The organism is Maricaulis sp., from assembly GCF_039978735.1.
Lineage (GTDB): Bacteria > Pseudomonadota > Alphaproteobacteria > Caulobacterales > Maricaulaceae > Maricaulis.
Map to the genome: position 1 here is coordinate 69809 of NZ_JBDWAS010000014.1, position 18763 is coordinate 88571.

Genomic DNA, 18763 nt, shown 5'->3' on the forward strand with positions numbered 1-18763 from the left:
CGCTTGCGCTTTGCCAGAAACAGTGTTCACTTTTTGCGGCTGTACAGGACGGGGAGCCAGATGAGCGAAGCAAAAAGCGATGTGCTGGATGTGGTGATTGTCGGCGCGGGCCTGTCCGGTGTCGGTGCGGCCTATCATCTGCAGGCGCGCTGTCCCGAGCGGAGCTATATGATCCTGGAGTCGCGCGCGGCGATGGGCGGGACGTGGGACCTGTTCCGCTATCCCGGCATCCGTTCGGATAGCGATATGTACACGTTCGGCTATGCCTTCCGGCCGTGGACCGGCGGCAAGGTGTTCGCCGACGGCCCGGCCATTCGCGACTATATCGAGGCCACGGCCAGCGAGAACGGCATCGACACGCATATCCGCTACGGCCATCGCGTCGTGGGTGCAAACTGGGACAGCGACAAGGCACTGTGGACGGTCACGGCGGAGCATGAAGGAAAACGCGTCGAGTTCGACTGCCGCTTCCTGATGCTGTGTTCCGGCTATTACCGCTACGAGCAAGGCTACATGCCGGACTTCCCGGGCCAGGACGATTTCGCCGGCGAGATCGTGCATCCCCAGCTCTGGCCGGAAGACCTCGACTATTCCGGCAAGCGCGTGGTGATTATCGGGTCAGGGGCGACGGCGGTAACGCTGGTTCCGGCGATGGCGCAGAGCGCTGCCCATGTGACGATGCTGCAGCGTTCGCCGACCTATATCGCCGCGCGCCCGTCCCGCGATGGCCTGGCCGACGCGCTGCAGCGGGTCCTGCCAAGCAAGCTCGCCTATCTCATTGCCCGGATAAAAAACATCGCGCTGTCGATCTATGTCTACCAGCTGTCAAAGCGTTTCCCGGCCTTCGTAAAGCGCCAGGTGATCAAGCATGTCCGCGAGGAGCTGGGCGAGGATTTCGACGTCGAGACCCATTTCACCCCGCACTACAACCCCTGGGACCAGCGTTTCTGCCTCGCGCCGGACGGGGATTTTTTCGAGGCCCTGCGCACCGGTTCGGCTTCGATCGTGACCGATCATATCGAGTGTTTCACCAAGACCGGTATCCGCCTGAAATCCGGCGCCGAGATCGAGGCGGATATTATCGTTCCCGCAACAGGTCTGGATATGCAGCTGGCCGGCGGGTCGCGCCTCAGCCTTGACGGGGTGCCGGTTACACCCGCCGAGCTCTTCACCTATCGCGGCATGATGCTGGGCAATATGCCGAACCTGGCGCTGGCGTTTGGCTATACCAATGCGTCCTGGACGTTGAAGGTCGATCTGACCTGCGAACGGGTCTGCCGGATGCTCAACCATATGGAACGTACGGGTGCCGAGATCGCCGTGCCGATCCCGCCGGACGATCTGCAGCCGGCGCCGCTGCTCGACTTCTCCTCGGGCTATGTGCAGCGCGCCTTGCCGCACCTTCCCAAACAGGGATCGGTGGCCCCCTGGCGCACCTATCAGAACTATGTCCGCGACATGCTGGCGATACGCTACGGGCGGCTTGAGGACGGCCACATGCGTTTTGCCCGTGCCGGCGAATACAGGCCGCGTCTCTCGCACACAGCCCTGCGCCGGGATGTGGCAGAATGAGCGGCCGGTTCGAATTCGCCGGCCGCCGCGCGCTGATTACAGGCGCGGCCAGCGGCATCGGCGCTGCACTTGCGCGCGATCTTGCCGGGCGCGGCACCGACCTTCTCCTCGTTGACGTGAAAGCCGCCGGCCTGAGAACGCTCGCGGCGGAGCTTGCGGGATCCGGAGTGACCGTGGCGAGCCGGGCGCTCGATCTGTCGGACCGTGAGGCGGTCGCGGCCTTTGCGGCCGAGGTTGCGGGCGATGGCGAGCCCCTGCACCTCCTGTTCAACAATGCCGGTGTAGCGCTGGGCGGAACGTTCGATCGCGTGACGGACGCTAATTTCGACTGGCTGATGGAGATCAATTTCCATGCGCCGGTGCGTCTGACGCGCGCCCTGCTGCCGCTGATGGAACGGTCCGCTCCGGCCCAGATCGTCAACACGTCGAGCATATTCGGCATTATTTCGCCGCCCGGGCAGACGGCCTATTCAGCCGCGAAATTTGCTCTGCGCGGTTTCTCGAACGCGCTGCGGCACGAGTTGGCGATGGAGCAGTCCGGAGTGGGGGTGACTGTCGTGCACCCGGGCGGCGTCGCGACGCAGATTGCGGAAAGTGCGCGCATGCCGGCCGATGCCAGCAATATGGAAGTCTCCGAAGGGCGCGAACGGGCCCGGCGCCTCCTGGTGATGCCGCCGCCCGAAGCAGCGCGGATCATCCTGCGCGGTGTTGAGCGGCGTAAGCCGCGCATTCTCGTCGGGCGCGACGCGCACACCATGGCGCTGATCGAGCGCATCTGGCCGGTCAGCTACTGGTCGAAACTGGGGCGCCTCGCCGGCGCCAAGAGCGAGTAGGGGCGAACATGCTGTCGGTCATCATGTGGATATTCGTTGGTCTGATAGCCTTGGTCCTTCTGGCGCTCGTCCTGGCCTGGCGGTTCAGCGCGGCTGTCGGAAAGAAGGCCGCTGCCGCGATCCCGGCCAATGGGCGCTTCACCGAAGTCTCCGGTGGACGAATCCACTGGACCGACCAGGGCGAGGGGACGCCGGTCGTGATGATCCACGGCCTGGCCGGCAATCTGCACAATTTCGGCTATGCCTTGGTCGACCGGCTGGCGCAGGAATTCCGGGTTATCGCTGTTGATCGTCCCGGATGCGGCTGGTCCGAACGCGATGGCGACGAGCAGGCGCGCATTCCCGAACAGGCCCGTATGATCGCGGAAATGCTCGAAAAGGAAGGGGTCGGTCCGGCCATCCTGGTCGGGCATTCGCTCGGCGGGGCCGTGTCGCTGGCGCTGGCGGTCAATCATCCTGAGCGGGTCAAGGCACTGGCGCTGGTTTCGGCGCTGATACAGGCGCCCTCTCAACCGGCTGAAGCCTTTGCCGGCATCGATATCGCCAATCCGGTTCTGCGCCGTCTGGTGGCGAATACGCTGGCGGTACCGATGTCGATCCGCAATGGCGAAAAGACCCTGGCTTTCATCTTCGGCCCCGACGCCCCGCCCAAGGATTTCCGCACCCGGGGCGGTGGTCTGCTCAGCCTGCGTCCGGAGGCCTTCTATGCGGCGGCGACCGATCTGCAGAGCGTGCCGAAGGACATGGACGATATCACGGGGCGCATCGACGGTATCGGCGTACCGGTCGGGCTCTTTTACGGCACCGCCGACCGCATCCTGTCCGCCGGCGACCAGATTGCCGTCCTGCGTCAGGCCTTGCCGGACGCTGGCATCGAAACGCTGGATGGCGGCGGTCACATGCCACTGGTGATCGCGCCGGAGCAGGTGGAGGCTTTCGTCCGGCGGATCGCAGGTCGCGTCAAAAACTAGCTATAATCATTACGTTTTTCAGTGCCGGAGTGCGTCGCCCCTTGCGTGCTTGACTTCTGATGCGTCCAAATATGTAATGAAAGTATTACATATTGAGGTTTGTGATGATGTCTCCGGGCTCGATGGATGCGGTTTTTCAGGCGTTGGGCAATGCCCAGCGCCGCCGCATGCTCGACTACGTGAGAAATCATCCCGGCTGTTCTGTCGGGCAGGTCGCCAGCGGATTCGATGTCAGCCGGGTGGCCGTCATGCGTCACTTGTCCGTGCTGGAGGAGGCGCAGCTGATCATCTCCGACAAGCGCGGCCGGACGCGCCACCTCTACATGAATGCGGTTCCGATCCAGATGATCCATGACCGCTGGACCAGCGAGTATTCGGCGCTGTGGGCCGGCCGCACGCTGGATATCAAATATCTCGCCGAGCAGCGTGCTGCAGCGGAGGGATGGGACGCCGAGGCCAGCGAGGGCCGGGCGGCTGCAGGGGGCAGAAAAGGGGAAAACCATGAGTGAGACAGCCAGCAAGGCCGAACGGGCGGATGCCGTTCGCACATCCATGTACCGCGTGGTGATCCGCGCTTCGATCGAGACGGTCTGGTCGGAACTGATCCGCACCGACCGGCCGCTGCCTTTCTTTTTCGGCGGGCAGTACGACACGCCGGGGCTCAAGACCGGCGCCCCCTTTGCCATGCGTTCGCCGGACGGCAAGTTCACCATGGCGATGGGCGAGGTGATCGAATTCGATCCGCCGCACCGCTACGCGCACACCTTCCGCTTTACCACATCCGACGATCCGGCCTCGATCGTTCGCTATCAGCTCAAAGAGGTGGAGGGCGGCACGGAATTCACCCTCATCAACGAGCATCCGGCTGGCGATCCGGTTTCGAAGTCGGAAAAGCAGATGGCCCAGGGGGCGAAATTCATCTGCGAGAATCTCAAATCGGTTGTCGAGACCGGCAAGGCGACCTTTGGCGGCCAGGCCTTGCTGTTCATGTTTTCGTTGATGGCGCCAATGACATCGAAGGTCGCGCGCTCGGAAAACTGGCCGCTCGACCGGGCGCCGAAAGGGTAGGGAGGCAGACATGGCACAGTCCCCGCAGGAAATGGCCGCCACCATGATCGCCAACATGCCCGCGAAGACCGGCAAGCCGCTGGCTGAATGGGTGGAGATCGTGAAGGCCAGCGGTCTGGAAAAGCATGGCGAGATGGTCAAGCTGCTCAAGAGCGAGCATGGCATGACGCACGGTTTTGCCAATCTCGTCGCCCATGAGGTGCGAGGCGGCGTGGCGACCAGGCTACCCGATCCGTCCACCGATCTCGTGGCCGCGCAGTATGCCGGCGACAAGGCTGGGCTCCGGACGATCCATGACGCGATCGCCGATGCGGTTGCCGGTTTTGGCGACGATGTCGAACAGGCGCCGAGGAAGACCTATGTCAGCCTGCGCCGGGCCAAGCAGTTCGCGCTCGTCCAGCCCTCGACCAAAACGCGGGTCGATGTCGGCATCAATCTGAAGGACGTGCCGCCCGAGGGGCGCCTGGAGGCGTCTGGCTCTTTTAACGGCATGGTGTCGCACAGGGTACGCCTGGGATCGCTTGAGGATGTGGATGCCGAGCTGATCGGGTGGTTGCGCATGGCATATGACCGTGCCGGGTAGGCGAGGGGCTGGACAGGGGGGCGAAGACACCCCATTGTAATTGTCAGCTGAAAGAGGAATGACATGCGAAATCGTGCTCGTGCCATCGCCATTGCCCGGCGGATTGACGAAGAGCGGACCGCAAAGGTCCGGACGCTGATGATGTCCGGCCTCATTCTCCTTTCGATTATTATCGGCCTCGCCCTTGCGGGAGCGCTGCCCACGCCTGTTTGACGTCCCACCGGACATCACGACACGGAAAACCGGCCTCGCTCCTAAAGGAGCGGGGCTTTTTCGTGTCTGGCATGTCCGGCTGACCGGAGACCTGAGAATGCCCCTTACAGCCTCACAGCCGGCGGCGGATCTGCCCGGCGACCTCGCCGGCGCCTTCGCCTTCGTCAGCAGGCTTCACGAACAGGGCATGGGCGGCATCCTGCGCTCGCCCTGCCTGCCATCGCCCGCGCTGTCCAGGGCGCTGGGCTGTGATGTCGTCGTGAAGCTTGAAAACCTCCAGGCGACCGGATCCTTCAAGGAACGTGGCGCCTATGCCCGCCTTGCTGCCCTGAGCGAGGCGGAGCGCCGTCGTGGCGTGGTGGCCGCATCGGCAGGCAACCACGCCCAGGGCGTTGCGCGCCATGCGACAGCGATGGGCGTAACGGCGACAATCGTCATGCCCGAAGGCACGCCGATGGTGAAAGTACACCAGACCCGGGCGCTCGGTGCCGAGGTCGATATCACGGGCGCGGACTTCGATGCGGCGAAGGCGCATGCGCTGTCGCTGTCCGTGGAGACCGGTGCGGTGTTCATCCACCCGTTCGACGACCCGGTCGTTCTGGCCGGGCAGGGAACGCTGGCCCGCGAGATGCTCGCCGAATACCCCGATCTCGACACGCTGGTCCTGCCGATCGGCGGGGGCGGGTTGGCGGCGGGCTGCGGGCTCGCCGCGCGCCAGATAAAGCCGGATATCGAACTCGTGGGCGTTCAGTCGGATCTCTTTCCGTCTTTCGCCAATATCTATCACGGGACTGAACGGCCGATTGGCGGCTTTACTCTGGCAGAGGGAATCGCCGTGCGAGAGCCCGGCGAGCTGACGCGCGAAATCCTCAGCGACATTCTCGACGATGTGCTCGTCGCGGATGAGCGCCAGATCGAACGGGCCCTGAACCTCTTCATCTCGCATCTGCGCGTCCTGCCGGAAGGTGCGGGCGCCGTGGGGCTGGCCGGGGTTCTCGCCGCGCCGGAACGGTTCGCCGGCAAGCGCGTCGGATTGGTTCTCACGGGCGGTAATGTCGACACCCGGCTTCTCTCCTCGCTGCTGCTGAGGGACCTTGCCCGGTCCCGCCGCCTGGCCCGGCTGCGCATCGAGCTGGTCGACGTGCCGGGACAGCTGTCGGCCGTGTCCGAGGTGATCTCGCGGGCAGAGGGCAATGTCACGGATGTGGCCTATCACAAGACCTTCTCCGACCTGCCGGCGAAGGTGACCTATATCGATATCTCGCTGGAAGCGCAGGATGCCGCCCATATGGACCGCATCGAAGCGGCGCTGCGTGAGGCCGGCTTCCGCGTGGAACAGGCCAGCTATTGAGCGTTTCATTTAAGTTGTCACATGGACATAGTAGGACCGGCCGTGCGCAAGTGGTCCGCCGTCCGATTGGAGTTAAGTCATGAAATTCTTTGTCGATACCGCCGATGTCGCTGAAATCACCGAACTCAATGAGGCCGGCCTGGTCGACGGCGTGACGACCAACCCCTCACTGATCGCCAAGTCGGGCCGCGATTTCATTGAGGTGACAAAGGAAATCTGCGCGCTGGTGGATGGTCCCGTGAGTGCCGAAGTCACGGCTATGGATACTGACGGGATGATCACCGAGGGCCGCAAGCTGGCCGCGCTGGCCGGCAATGTCGTGGTCAAGCTGCCGCTGACCTTCGACGGCCTGAAGGCGTGCCGTGCGCTGACGGATGACGGCATCAAGACCAATGTCACCCTGTGCTTCTCGGCCAATCAGGGCCTGCTCGCTGCGAAGGCCGGCGCGACCTACATCTCGCCCTTCATCGGCCGTCTGGACGATCTGGGTGTCGATGGCATGGAGCTGATCGAGAACCTGCGGATCATCTACGACAATTACGGCTTCGAGACGGAAATCCTGGCCGCATCGATCCGTTCTGCCGACCACGTCCAGCAGTGCGCGCTTGCGGGCGCCGACGTGGCAACCGTGCCGCCGGCGGTGCTCAAGGGCCTGGTCAAGCACAAGCTCACCGATGCAGGGCTCGAAGCCTTCCTTGCGGATTGGAAAAAGACCGGTCAGAGCATTCTCTGACCGGTTTTCCGGCCGTCAGCCTTCCAGGCATTGCGCTTCCGGATCCCCGGCGAAGCCGGTATTGAGCGCATCGATGGAAACGGGATCGATGTGCATCGCCACGACCTGTGTCGTGCCCTGAACATCAGCGCACACGGCGTCGAGGAATTCAGCGATGTATTGCCGGGCGTGCGGCGAGGGTGCCTGCGTGCCCCGGTCCAGCTGGACTGCATCGCTGCCCCAGACGAGGTTGGCGCCGGGCACGAAAACGAAGGCCATGCGGTCCAGAGCCGGACCCGCTGCGAGCCTGACACGCAGACGGGTTGCGCCCGAGCCGATTGTCTCGCCGTCGGAAACCGGGATCAGGGTGTCACTGCCGCTCAGTGCCGGAACCATTGCAGTGACCAGGTCGACATTGTCGGGGTGGACATGGACCGGGATGCCGCGTTCGGCGAAGGCCGCAAGACCGGCCATGTGTGGCCAGGCATTGGATGTCGAGATCACTCCACGTACCGGTTGTCCGGGGAAGTCGGTCTCGACCTGGTCCATCACGGCACGCGCATAACCGGGCGAAATGGGTGCATCGAGGATGTACACACCGTCGTCGAGAGCAACGGCCATTACATTCCAGGCACCATAATAGACGCGCACATTCTCGGCCGGGCTTTCATGCCGGCGCGAGAACGGGAAATCGTCGATGGCAAAACCGCCGGGGGCGGTTTCCGGCGGTTGCGCCAATGTGTCGGCCAGCGCGGGGCGGTCTGTCGAGAAGCTGGACAGCTCGAACCGCTGCCAGGGGCGGCCATTGAAAGAGATTTCCAGCTGACGCGGGCGCAGGCGGCCGCTTTCGGTTCGCCACCAGAACCCCCATTCGCCGCGAAGCGTGCTTTCGCCCCAACCGGACAGGAACATGTCGTGGGGAAAGCTCGTCTCGACCGTGAAGCCGGTTGGAATTCCTGATCCGGGCTGGATTTCCATCGTGATCTGCTCAGCGATCCCGAAGGCGGAGCGGGTAAAGGCCAGCCGGTTCTCGCCGTCATAACGCAGATCGTCGGCGGACAAGGCCTGGCGCAGCAGCGCAGAGGGAAAAAGGTCCATATAGCGCAGGGCTTGTCGGGCCTGAGCCATTCGCGCCGGACCCCAGGCCGTCGCGTCATCCGCGGCGCGCGGATTGCGGGCCGAGGCGAGCGCATCGTCCGCAAAGCGGATTGTGTCGCCGCCGTATGGCGTTCCGTTCCAGGCCGGCACTGAGCGCGTTTCGGAGACTTCTCCATGGCGCGATGCCAGATCGGCAGTGAGCTGTGCGGTCTGGTCAAGCCGGATCCAGCCGCCGTCCAGCGTACCGCTCTGTTCGAGCATCCAGGCTTCGCCGGTGATGTCCGCCGTGATCCAGTCGCCTTCGGCGACCGCCGAGCCCGCACCCAACGCGTCAAGCGCCTGCCGGGCGAGGTCGGCCGGTTCGGTGTGATTTTCAGCATTCGCCGCTGGGCCCATACAGGGCGTAGCAAAGAGCGCCGCGCCAAGCGCGATGGCCAGTTTCATGATCGTCCCTCCGATGTCTCCCGTGACGGTCTTGGGTCATGGCAGACAGCGACTCAACCCAATAATCGGTAAGGTTGGTGCCCCCGCCTGCCGAGCCTGCTACAGCGGCAGCTTGACGCATCGCGACCTGGCATTGCTCGTCACGACTTGCCGGCGGATTTGGCGAATTTTTTTAAAAAATCGTTTGGGAATCAAACGCGAAGCCTGCATAGTCTGGCGCATGGACCGGTGAGTATCGGCGGGCGATCCCTCGCACCGAGTCGCGGCAAGACCGTGTAGCAGTTCCATTTCGACGCACGCGACAAATTGCCATAGAGTTTTTGGGGGATAGTGCGCTAAACCGGGCTCGATAACAGCCAATCCGGGGGCGCATAAATGTCTACGCCGCAAGTGCTGCGACGTGCAGGGGCCGATCCTTCCACTGCCGTCGTCCTTCTCATCACCTTCCTGGGGGCGCTCTGGTCGCTGTTCGCAGCAGCCTACGCGCCCGAGGCCGCGATGCGCGGCCAGGCCTGGCTTCTGCTGGGCGGGTTCCTGACGGGCATCATCCTCATCGTCGGGACCATCGCCAATGGCGGCGTCGTCAATGACGAACGCGAATACAACGAGAATCTGGTCAAGGCCGGCGCGATTGCGACCATGTTCTGGGGCATTGCGGGGCTCTTGGTGGGCGTTGTCATCGCCTTCCAGCTGGCCTTTCCGGTTCTCAATATCGACCAGTTCGGCTTCACCAGTTTCGGACGCCTGCGTCCGTTGCACACCTCAGCGGTGATCTTCGCTTTCGGCGGTAACGCACTCCTGGCGACGTCCTTCTATGTCGTGCAGCGCACCTGCCGGACGCGGATCGCCGGCGGCATCTGGCCGTGGTTCGTGTTCTGGGGCTACCAGCTCTTCATCATCATGGCCGCGACCGGCTATGTGATCGGCATCACCCAGTCCAAGGAATATGCCGAGCCGGAATGGTATACCGACCTGTGGCTGACCATCGTCTGGGTGGCCTATCTCCTGGTCTTCCTCGGCACGCTGTGGAAGCGCAAGGAGCCGCACATCTATGTGGCGAACTGGTTCTACCTAGCCTTTATCGTCACGATTGCCGTGTTGCACGTGGTCAACAATCTGGCCATGCCGGTCAGCTTCTTCGGCGCGCGCAGCTACTCGCTTTTTGCCGGCGTGCAGGACGCGCTGACGCAGTGGTGGTACGGCCATAACGCGGTGGGCTTCTTCCTGACGGCCGGCTTCCTGGGGATCATGTACTACTTCATCCCCAAGCGCGTTCAGCGCCCGGTCTATTCCTACCGCCTGTCGATCATCCACTTCTGGTCGCTGATCTTCATCTACATCTGGGCGGGGCCGCACCACCTGCACTACACGGCGCTGCCGGAATGGGCGCAGACGCTGGGCATGACCTTCTCGGTGATGCTGTGGATGCCGTCCTGGGGTGGCATGATCAACGGCCTGATGACGCTGTCGGGGGCCTGGGACAAGCTGCGCACCGACCCGGTCGTGCGGATGCTGGTCCTGTCGGTTGCCTTCTACGGCATGTCGACCTTCGAGGGCCCGGTGATGTCGGTCCGCGCGGTCAACGCGCTCTCGCACTACACCGACTGGACCGTTGGCCACGTGCACTCCGGTGCGCTGGGCTGGGTCGGCTTCATCTCCTTCGGTGCCGTCTACTGCCTCGTTCCGTGGCTGTGGAAGCGCAAGGGCATGCACTCCAAGGCCCTGATCGACTGGCACTTCTGGATCGCGACCTTCGGCATCCTGCTCTACATCACCTCGATGTGGGTTGCAGGCATCATGCAGGGTCTGATGTGGCGGGCCTATAACGAGCTCGGCTTCCTGGAATTCTCCTTCGTGGAGACCGTGGAGGCGATGCACATCTCCTACATCATCCGGGCCGTCGGCGGTCTGCTCTATCTGAGCGGCGCGATCATCATGGCCTACAACATGTACCGCACGATCAAGGGCGACGTGAAAGAGGAAGACGAGAACGTCATTCCTCAACCCGCCGCCGTTCCGGCCGAATAGGGGCCTGTCATGTCAGAACAAAAGAAAAGCCGCTGGAGCAAGCTCCACAACAAGCTCTTCGAGCAGAACTCGCTCCTCCTGACCGTTGGCATCCTGGTCACGGTCTCGATCGGCGGGATCGTGGAAATCGCACCGCTCTTCTACCTCGACTCGACCATCGAGGAGGTGGAAGGCGTGCGCCCCTACACGCCGCTGGAACAGCTGGGCCGGGACATCTACATCCGCGAGGGCTGCTATAACTGCCACTCGCAGATGGTCCGCCCGCTGCGTGACGAGGTGGAGCGCTACGGCCACTATTCGCTGGCGGCCGAGAGCATGTACGACCACCCCTTCCAGTGGGGCTCGAAGCGGACGGGGCCGGACCTCGCCCGCGTCGGGGGCAAGTATTCGGATGAATGGCATCGCGACCACCTGCGCGACCCGCAATCGGTGGTTCCGGAGTCGATCATGCCGGACTACCCCTTCCTGGAAAACTCCGAGCTCGACTATGAGAACGTCGCCGCCAATCTTCGGGCGCTGCGCCGGGTGGGTGTGCCGTATTCGGATGCCATGATCGAGAATGCTGTCGCCGATATCACGACGCAGCTCGATCCCTATGCCGCCGACTATGACGGTTTCCAGGAACGCTATCCGGACGCGCTGATGCGCGATTTCGACGGCGATCCGTCGCGGGTGACCGAAATGGATGCGCTCGTGGCCTATCTGCAGGTGCTCGGCACGATGGTGGACTTCTCCACCTATGAGGCCGAGGCCGACGAAAATCTGAGGTAGGGCGATGCACGAGACACTTTCCAATTTCGCTCAGACAGGAGGACTGCTGATCTTCGTCCTCCTGTTCTTCGGCGTCCTCGCCTACGCGCTCTGGCCGCGTAACCAGGCGAAATTCGACGCTGCCGCGCGCACACCGCTGGAAGAAACCGACAAGCCGGAAACGGCCGATCACAATAAGGACGAGACCCATGTCCGAGCATGATCAAGAACGCGAAAGAGACGCCCACACAGGGACGGCTACGACCGGTCACGAGTGGGATGGCATCAAGGAACTCGACACGCCGCTGCCGCGCTGGTGGCTGTGGGTCTTCTACGCCAGCATCGCCTGGTCCGTGGTCTACATGATCTTCATGCCGGCCTGGCCGGCCCTGCCTGGGCTGGCCGGCGAGACCGATCACACCCGCGGCCTTCGTGACCACTCCGAACGGGCGAATGTCGCCCAGGCCATCGAGGAGCTGCACGCCAGCCGGGCCAGCGGCTTTGCGGCCCTCGAAGGGGCCTCGATCGACCAGATCGAGAATGATCCCCAGCTGCTCGGCTTTGTCCGCGCAGCGGGCGAGGCCGCTTTCGGCGACAATTGCGCGACCTGTCACGGGTCGGGCGCCCAGGGTGCTATCGGCTATCCCAACCTGAATGACGACGTCTGGCTGTGGGGCGGGACCTATGAGGACATCCGCACCACGCTGCGCTACGGCATCCGGAGCGAACACCCGGATACCCGTTTCTCGCAGATGCCGTCCTTTGGCCGCGACGAACTGCTCACCGGCAGCGAGATCGCCGATGTAACCGACTATGTCCTGTCCATGTCTGGCCGTGCCGGGGATGTGAGTGCCGAAGCGCTCGCTCGCGGTCAGGAGACCTACGACATCCAGTGCGCGTCCTGTCATATGCCTGACGGTACGGGCGACCGCATGCAGGGGGCTCCGAACCTGGTCGACCAGGACTGGCTCTATGGTTCGAACCGCGAGCAGGTGATCAACATCATCCATCGCGGCCCCTATGGCGTGATGCCGGCCTGGGAAGGCCGTCTGAACGACGCCACGATCGATGCGCTGGCCGCCTATGTCTATCTGCTGGGCGGCGGTGAGGAAGCAGAGGGTGCGGCGAACGGTCCCACGGGTCGCTAGGTCGCATACACCAACCAGAGGAACCGGGATAAAGCGCCGTCATGAGTGACAAGAACACACGCGCCATGGCGGCGCCCGGCATCCGCAAGTCAAAGGCCGAAGCGGTCAACGCAGCGGATACGCGCGAACTCTACAAAAAACGCGAACCCATCTACCCCAAGCTGGCGCACGGCAAGTTCCGGACCGTCAAATGGCTGGTGATGGCGGTGACGCTGGGCATCTACTACCTCATTCCCTTCTTGCGCTGGGACCGGGGACCGGACGCGCCGGATCAGGCTGTTCTGGTCGATTTTGCCGGCCGGCGTTTCTATTTCTTCTTCATCGAGATCTGGCCGCAGGAAGTCTATTACATCACCGGCCTGCTGATCCTGGCGGCGCTTGGGCTTTTCCTCGCGACAGCGCTCTTCGGCCGGGTCTGGTGCGGCTATGCCTGCCCGCAGACCGTCTGGACCGATCTCTTCATCTGGGTCGAGCGCGCCTTTGAAGGCGACCGGAATGCCCGGATCAAGCTGGACCGGTCGCCCTGGTCGTTCGACAAGGCCTGGCGCAAGATCGGCAAGCATACGGTCTGGCTGGTCATCGCACTGGCGACGGGCGGTGCCTGGATCCTTTATTTCCACGACGCCTATGACGTGATCGGGAACTTCTTTACCGGTCAGGCCGAGCCGTCATCCTATCTCTTCGCGGGCATGCTTACCTTCACCACCTATACGCTCGCCGGCACGATGCGCGAGCAGGTGTGTACCTATATGTGCCCCTGGCCGCGCATCCAGGCGGCCATGACGGACCGGGATGCCCTCAACGTGACCTACCGAGTCGACCGGGGTGAGCCGCGCGGTCCGCACAAGAAGAATGAAACCTGGGACGGCCGCGGCGACTGTATCGATTGCAAGCAGTGCGTGGCGGTCTGCCCGATGGGGATCGACATCCGCGACGGCGCCCAGCTGGAATGCATCCAGTGTGCGCTGTGCATCGATGCCTGCGACGACATCATGAAGAAGGTGGACCGCCCGACCGGCCTCATCACCTACGAGACGGATGACAATGTCGACCGTTTCCAGAAAGGCGAGAAAGCCGTCTACAAGTTCATCCGTCCGCGCACGCTCGTCTATGGCGTGGCCTTCGCCATCGTAGCGGCGATCATGCTGGCGGCCCTGCTCAACCGGTCGGAACTCGAACTCAATTCGCAGCGGGACCGCAACCCGAACTTCGTGATCCTGTCGGACGGTTCGGTGCGAAACGGCTACAATCTGAAAGTCGTCAACAAGGCCAATGAGCCACGCACGCTTACACTGTCGATCGAGGGCGATCCGCAGATCGTGACGCGACTGCTGGGTGCTGCAGATGATGCGCCCATGCAGCTGAGCGTGGATGCCGACCGGACCCAGGACTTCGTGATATATCTTACCCTGCCGGCCAGCGCGATCGACGGCGCGCGCGAGACCTTCAATTTCCGCGTCACCGACACGCGGACCGGCGAGACCGCGACCACCCCGTCAATGATTGTGACCGGAGCCGAGTGATGAAGTCCTTTCTCAACCCCGTGCGGGGCTGGCATGTCCTGGTCATGATCGTTCTGTTCTTCGGCGTGACGATCGGGGTGAACACCACCTTCATCACGCTCGCCATGCGCACCCATCCCGGCGAGGATGTGCCGCGCTCCTATTATCAGGGACTCAACTACAACGAGACGCTGGCCCGCCGCCACGAACAGGCCGAGCTGGGCTGGTCGGCCCGCGTCAACGTGGTCGACGGCGAGCTGCTGGTTGAGGTCAGTGACGCCGACGGCGCGCCGGTGCCGGGGCTTGAGCTGACCGGAGCCATGAACCATCCCACGAACACGTCGCGTGACTGTCCGCTCGAGTTTCTGGAAGATCGCGCCGGTCTCTATCGCGCTGCGCTGCCCTGCACCGAGACCGGGCAATGGCATCTGCGCGCGCACAATAATGGCGACGCGCCCTTCGAAATGGAGCACGCGCTTTGGCTGCGCTAGACACGGCCCATTTCTCCGAACCGGTCAGCCAGGTCGATCCGCAGGCCTTTGTCCGCCTCGCCGATGGACAATGCCATCTCGACCTGCTGGTACGCGGTGCTGTCTGCGCCGGCTGTATTTCGCGTATTGAGTCGGGCCTGCTCGAGGACGACCGTGTCGAGCATGCACGTCTCAATCTGTCGACCGGCCGCCTTCGCCTGAGCTGGCGCGGCGATGCGGCGCTGGCATCGACCTATGTCAGCCGGCTGGGCCGGCTGGGCTATCCCGCCACGCCCTATGAGCCGGAAGCCGAAGCCGATCCCCAGAAGGAAGAAGAGCGCAAGCTGCTTCGTGCGATGGCTGTGGCCGGTTTTGCGATGGCGAATGTCATGCTGCTGTCGATCTCGGTCTGGGCCGGCGGCATGGAGATGACCGAGGCGACCCAGGCACTGATGCACCGGATCTCGGCGCTGATCGTGTTGCCGGCGGTCGCCTATGCAGGCCAGCCCTTCTTCCGCTCGGCAATCACGGCGCTGCGCAACAGGCACGTCAATATGGACGTGCCGATCTCGCTCGCGGTGATCCTGGCCTGTGGCCTGTCGATCTGGGAAACCTTCTACGGGCATGGCGACACGTATTTCGACGCCGCAGCGATGTTGCTCTTCTTCCTGCTGATCGGGCGTTTTCTCGACATGCGTCTGCGGGCCAAGGCCGGAGAGGCGGCTCGCGGTCTGGCGGCGATGCAGGCAGCAACCGCCAACCGGGTCCGCGCAGACGGGCGGATCGAGGCAATCCCGGCCCGCGAGGTCAAGGCCGGCGACCGGCTGGTCCTGGCCGCAGGCGACCGGGTGCCGGTGGATGCCGTGATCCGCGAAGGGCAGGGCGCGCTGGACGGTTCCCTTGTGACCGGCGAGACCGCTCCCGTCGCTGCAAAACCGGGCATCGAGGTCTTTTCTGGCATGCTCAATCTGGACGGCAAGCTGGTGCTGGAAGCCACGGCCGACCGCGACAACTCCCTGCTCGCCGAGATCACACGCCTCGTCGAGGCCGGGGAGCAAAGCCGGTCGCGCTATGTGCGCCTCGCCGACCGCGCCGCCAAACTCTATGTGCCGGTGGTCCACTCGCTTGCCGCTCTGACGCTGCTGGGCTGGCTGGTTATCGGTCAAAACCCGCATCTGGCGATCATCCATGCGATTGCGGTCCTGATCATCACCTGCCCCTGTGCACTCGGTCTGGCTGTGCCGGCCGTCCAGGTGGTCGCGTCCGGCCGTCTTTACCGGGAAGGCGTGCTGGTGAAATCCGGCGACGCCATGGAGCGTCTGGCAGGGATCGACACGGTCGTGTTCGACAAGACAGGCACGCTGACCGAAGGCCGGCCGCGCCTGATCAATCGGGACGAGATTCCCGATACGGCGTTCGAGACGGCCGCGCGGCTCGCCCGGACCAGCCGTCACCCCCTGTCCCGTGCCGTTGCCGATGCCGCAGGCATGGGGATCGCAGCGGCTGAAACGCGCGAGATCTCCGGCGGCGGCATCGAGGCCGTCGAGGACGGCGTGACGATCCGCTTCGGTTCGGCCCGCTGGCTGGGCATCGACGCGGCGAGCGATCCGCACAGCGAAGTCTGGCTAAAGGCCGGTGATGAGGCGCCCGTCCGTTTCCGCTTTGAAGACCGGCTACGCGCCGATGCGGTCGAGACGGTCGCCGCGCTGCGTGACCGCGGTTGCCGGGTCGAACTCCTTTCCGGAGACCGGACCGGTCCCGTCGAAGCCGTTGCGGCCGAGCTGGGCTTGGATGCGTGGCAAGCCGAGCTGAAGCCGCAGGACAAGATCGCGCGTCTGGAGGCGCTCAAGGCCGAAGGGCGACGGGTCGCCATGATCGGCGACGGGATCAATGATGCGCCGGCGCTCGCTGCGGCAGACGTGTCCGTTTCGCTGGCTTCGGCCGCGGAGATTTCCCAGGCTGCAGCCGACTTCGTCTTGCAGGGCGACCGGCTGGCGGCGGCCATCGTGGCCTATGATGTGTCGTGCGGCGCCAAGCGGCGGGTGCTGGAGAATTTCGGCCTGGCCGCGGTCTACAACATGATCGCCGTGCCGCTCGCCGTGGCCGGTCTGGTCACGCCGCTGATCGCCGCCATCGCCATGTCGGCGTCCTCGGTCCTGGTCACTCTCAATGCGCTGAGGCTTGCTCGCTGATGTCCGTCCTGATCTGGCTGATACCTGTTGCCATCGCCATGGGCGGTCTGGGTCTCCTGGCTTTCATGTGGAGCCTGAAGTCCGGCCAGTTCGAGGATCTGGACGGGGCCGCAGAGCGCATCCTGATGGATGACGACAAGCCGATCGTGCCGAAAGGCTATGCCGAGGGCGAGGCGGAGGACGACGCCGACGGCGCCGCTTCCGGCGAGAAATCCCGGTAGGCATGCCAGGTCGCCAGCGCGACCCACGGGAAGGTGACCGCCAGTCCGATCAGGAACACCGCTGACCCCGCCGCCATCATGAAGGCGATCAGCCAGGCCCAGGTGAGCATCACGAAGGGCTGGCCGATCACGGCCTTGAAGCTGGCGACGAGTGCGGTCACCGCGTCCACATCCTGATCGACCAGCATCGGGAAGGCGAGGGCGGACATTGAAAAGGCAACGGCTGCCAGGATGGCGCCGATCGCCGTACCGATGACCATCAGGCTCAGCCCGGCCGGATCGCTCAGCGCGTATTCCAGGAAGGGCCCCGGCAGAAGGGGCGTATCGGGTGCAAGGGCGACCAGCAGGAATTGTGCGATCCGGACCCAGAGCAGGAAGAGCATCAAGAGCAGCAGGCTGAGAAAGCCGATTTGCGACAGCCGTGAGGGGAAGCGGGAGATGATGAAGCGGAAGCGGGGCTTCTCGCCACGCTCGATCGCCCGGGGCACCTGGTAGATGCCGATCGCCAGCGCCGGTGCGACAAGGGCGAAACCGCTGAGCGCAACCGGGACAGCGGAGGCGAAGCCGATGGCGTTCAATCCCAGCACGATCAGGGCACCCACGCCGACAAAAATCAGGCCGTAACCCAGCGTCACCCGCGGTGCGCGTACGATGTCCTGCCATCCGGCCTTCAGCCAAGCCCAGGGTGCGTCCCGGCGCACGTGCTTGAGATGAACCATGGTGTCCTCCCTCGGAAATTCTATGCTGGGTATCGTCAGCTGTTTTGCGGCATTACGCCACACTTTATTTGTGGGCTTGTCCAGTCGAAGACAGCGCCAGGGAGTATGGCATGGCACCGGCCGGATTGTCAGAACTGAGCCTTCTGGGTGGAATGCTCGCCGGATTCGCGTCCAGCCTGCACTGTGTCGGCATGTGCGGCGGCATCGCGGCAAGCCTGTCCGTTTCGCTCGGCGGGGATGCAGCCCAAAGCCGCGCCCGGGCACTCATGCTCGCTCAGACGGGCCGCATAGCGGCCTATGTCGCCGCCGGAGCAGTCCTCGCAGCGCTCGGTTCCCAAGCCTATTTCGCGTTCGATCGTGCCGAGGCGCACCTGATCCTGCGCTGGCTGGCGGCGGCCATGCTGGTCTATATCGGGCTCTCGGTCGCGGGCTGGGCGCCTTCGCTGGCCGGCGTCGACCGTCTCGGTGCGCGCCTTTTGACCTGGATGAGGGCGCCGTTTGCGGGAGCCTTGTCGCTGGCCAGCCCGCTGCTGGCCGGCTTTCTCTGGGGCTTCCTGCCGTGCGGCATGGTCTACGCCACGCTGTTCTACGCCATGCTGTCGGGCTCGGTCGCGACCGGCGCGCTGATCATGCTGGGCTTTGGATTGGGCACGCTGCCGGCCGTCACTGCTGCGGCTTTCGGCGTCAGCGGATTGCTGTCGGCGGCACGCACGCCCCGGGTTCGAATCGCTGTCGGCTTGGCGATCGTGGCGATCGGTGTGGCCTCGGCCGCACTGCCCTGGCGCACCATTGCCGCATTCTGCGGCATTGAAGTCGCCTGACGGGAGAAATCGCGCCGAATGCCCATTTCGCCGGTGCGTTTTTCTTAACAAAGCATTATGGTTCGGC

20 protein-coding genes are annotated in these 18763 nt (G+C 63.9%); 18 read left to right on the plus strand and 2 right to left on the minus strand.

Going from position 1 to position 18763, the window contains the following annotated elements; all coding sequences use genetic code 11:
- Window positions 1-60 precede the first annotated feature (60 nt).
- From ABJO18_RS03985 to fsa, 9 genes are all read left to right on the plus strand, one after another.
- Complete coding sequence (locus ABJO18_RS03985; protein ID WP_348335666.1) at window positions 61-1572, plus strand: NAD(P)/FAD-dependent oxidoreductase; 1512 nt, start codon at window positions 61-63, stop codon at window positions 1570-1572.
- Entirely contained in the window at window positions 1569-2405 is an 837-nt protein-coding gene (locus ABJO18_RS03990; protein ID WP_348335667.1) for an SDR family NAD(P)-dependent oxidoreductase, read from the plus strand. The genes ABJO18_RS03985 and ABJO18_RS03990 overlap by 4 nt, the downstream gene beginning before the upstream one ends.
- An 8-nt stretch (window positions 2406-2413) precedes the next feature.
- On the plus strand, window positions 2414-3376 hold the full coding sequence (locus ABJO18_RS03995; RefSeq protein WP_348335669.1) for an alpha/beta fold hydrolase: 963 nt from the start codon (window positions 2414-2416) through the stop codon (window positions 3374-3376).
- A gap of 104 nt (window positions 3377-3480) precedes the next feature.
- A complete protein-coding gene (locus ABJO18_RS04000) occupies window positions 3481-3885 on the plus strand; it encodes a helix-turn-helix transcriptional regulator (protein ID WP_348335671.1) in 405 nt (134 codons plus the stop codon).
- Window positions 3878-4444: an SRPBCC domain-containing protein gene (locus ABJO18_RS04005; RefSeq protein ID WP_348335673.1), complete on the plus strand. Its 567-nt coding sequence runs from the start codon at window positions 3878-3880 to the stop codon at window positions 4442-4444. Before ABJO18_RS04000 ends, ABJO18_RS04005 begins: the two co-directional genes overlap by 8 nt.
- 10 nt (window positions 4445-4454) lie before the next feature.
- Window positions 4455-5027 (plus strand): DUF4287 domain-containing protein, encoded by a 573-nt coding sequence (locus ABJO18_RS04010; RefSeq protein WP_348335675.1) that lies wholly within the window; start codon window positions 4455-4457, stop codon window positions 5025-5027.
- Window positions 5028-5090: 63 nt separating this feature from the next.
- Window positions 5091-5240: a hypothetical protein gene (locus ABJO18_RS04015; protein WP_271187799.1), complete on the plus strand. Its 150-nt coding sequence runs from the start codon at window positions 5091-5093 to the stop codon at window positions 5238-5240.
- A gap of 97 nt (window positions 5241-5337) precedes the next feature.
- The gene (locus tag ABJO18_RS04020; RefSeq protein WP_348335677.1) at window positions 5338-6591 is read left to right on the plus strand and encodes a threonine ammonia-lyase; all 1254 of its coding nucleotides are present in this window, start codon (window positions 5338-5340) and stop codon (window positions 6589-6591) included.
- Between the two features lie 79 nt (window positions 6592-6670).
- Entirely contained in the window at window positions 6671-7324 is a 654-nt protein-coding gene (fsa, locus tag ABJO18_RS04025; RefSeq protein WP_348335678.1) for a fructose-6-phosphate aldolase, read from the plus strand.
- 15 nt (window positions 7325-7339) lie between these two features.
- Here the strand turns inward: fsa and ABJO18_RS04030 are convergent, their stop codons facing one another.
- A complete protein-coding gene (locus ABJO18_RS04030; RefSeq protein ID WP_348515740.1) occupies window positions 7340-8845 on the minus strand; it encodes a hypothetical protein in 1506 nt (501 codons plus the stop codon).
- A 375-nt stretch (window positions 8846-9220) separates the two neighbouring features.
- Here ABJO18_RS04030 and ccoN point away from each other — a divergent pair, with 375 nt between their 5' ends.
- Genes ccoN through ccoS form a run of 8 tightly spaced genes read left to right on the plus strand, consistent with a single transcriptional unit; the run spans window position 9221 to window position 17156 of the window.
- Window positions 9221-10873, plus strand: coding sequence for a cytochrome-c oxidase, cbb3-type subunit I (gene ccoN / locus ABJO18_RS04035; protein ID WP_348515741.1), 1653 nt, complete (start codon window positions 9221-9223; stop codon window positions 10871-10873).
- A 9-nt stretch (window positions 10874-10882) separates the two neighbouring features.
- Complete coding sequence (gene ccoO / locus ABJO18_RS04040; RefSeq protein ID WP_348507116.1) at window positions 10883-11644, plus strand: cytochrome-c oxidase, cbb3-type subunit II; 762 nt, start codon at window positions 10883-10885, stop codon at window positions 11642-11644.
- 4 nt (window positions 11645-11648) lie between these two features.
- Complete coding sequence (locus ABJO18_RS04045) at window positions 11649-11846, plus strand: cbb3-type cytochrome c oxidase subunit 3 (RefSeq protein ID WP_348507117.1); 198 nt, start codon at window positions 11649-11651, stop codon at window positions 11844-11846.
- On the plus strand, window positions 11833-12771 hold the full coding sequence (gene ccoP, locus ABJO18_RS04050; RefSeq protein WP_348507118.1) for a cytochrome-c oxidase, cbb3-type subunit III: 939 nt from the start codon (window positions 11833-11835) through the stop codon (window positions 12769-12771). The genes ABJO18_RS04045 and ccoP overlap by 14 nt, the downstream gene beginning before the upstream one ends.
- 41 nt (window positions 12772-12812) lie before the next feature.
- Window positions 12813-14294: a cytochrome c oxidase accessory protein CcoG gene (ccoG, locus tag ABJO18_RS04055; RefSeq protein WP_348507119.1), complete on the plus strand. Its 1482-nt coding sequence runs from the start codon at window positions 12813-12815 to the stop codon at window positions 14292-14294.
- Complete coding sequence (locus tag ABJO18_RS04060) at window positions 14294-14764, plus strand: FixH family protein (RefSeq protein ID WP_348507120.1); 471 nt, start codon at window positions 14294-14296, stop codon at window positions 14762-14764. Before ccoG ends, ABJO18_RS04060 begins: the two co-directional genes overlap by 1 nt.
- Window positions 14752-16935 carry a copper-translocating P-type ATPase gene (locus ABJO18_RS04065; RefSeq protein ID WP_348507121.1) on the plus strand — a complete coding sequence of 728 codons (2184 nt, stop codon included), beginning with the start codon at window positions 14752-14754 and terminating at the stop codon, window positions 16933-16935. Before ABJO18_RS04060 ends, ABJO18_RS04065 begins: the two co-directional genes overlap by 13 nt.
- On the plus strand, window positions 16935-17156 hold the full coding sequence (gene ccoS, locus ABJO18_RS04070; RefSeq protein WP_271187788.1) for a cbb3-type cytochrome oxidase assembly protein CcoS: 222 nt from the start codon (window positions 16935-16937) through the stop codon (window positions 17154-17156). The genes ABJO18_RS04065 and ccoS overlap by 1 nt, the downstream gene beginning before the upstream one ends.
- Here ccoS and ABJO18_RS04075 read toward each other — a convergent pair.
- Window positions 17093-17875, minus strand: a complete 783-nt coding sequence (locus ABJO18_RS04075; RefSeq protein WP_348507122.1) for a DUF2189 domain-containing protein — start codon at window positions 17873-17875, stop codon at window positions 17093-17095. The two genes, ccoS and ABJO18_RS04075, sit on opposite strands and share 64 nt — an antisense overlap.
- 110 nt (window positions 17876-17985) lie before the next feature.
- Here ABJO18_RS04075 and ABJO18_RS04080 point away from each other — a divergent pair, with 110 nt between their 5' ends.
- Entirely contained in the window at window positions 17986-18696 is a 711-nt protein-coding gene (locus ABJO18_RS04080; protein ID WP_348507123.1) for a sulfite exporter TauE/SafE family protein, read from the plus strand.
- Window positions 18697-18763 lie beyond the last annotated feature (67 nt).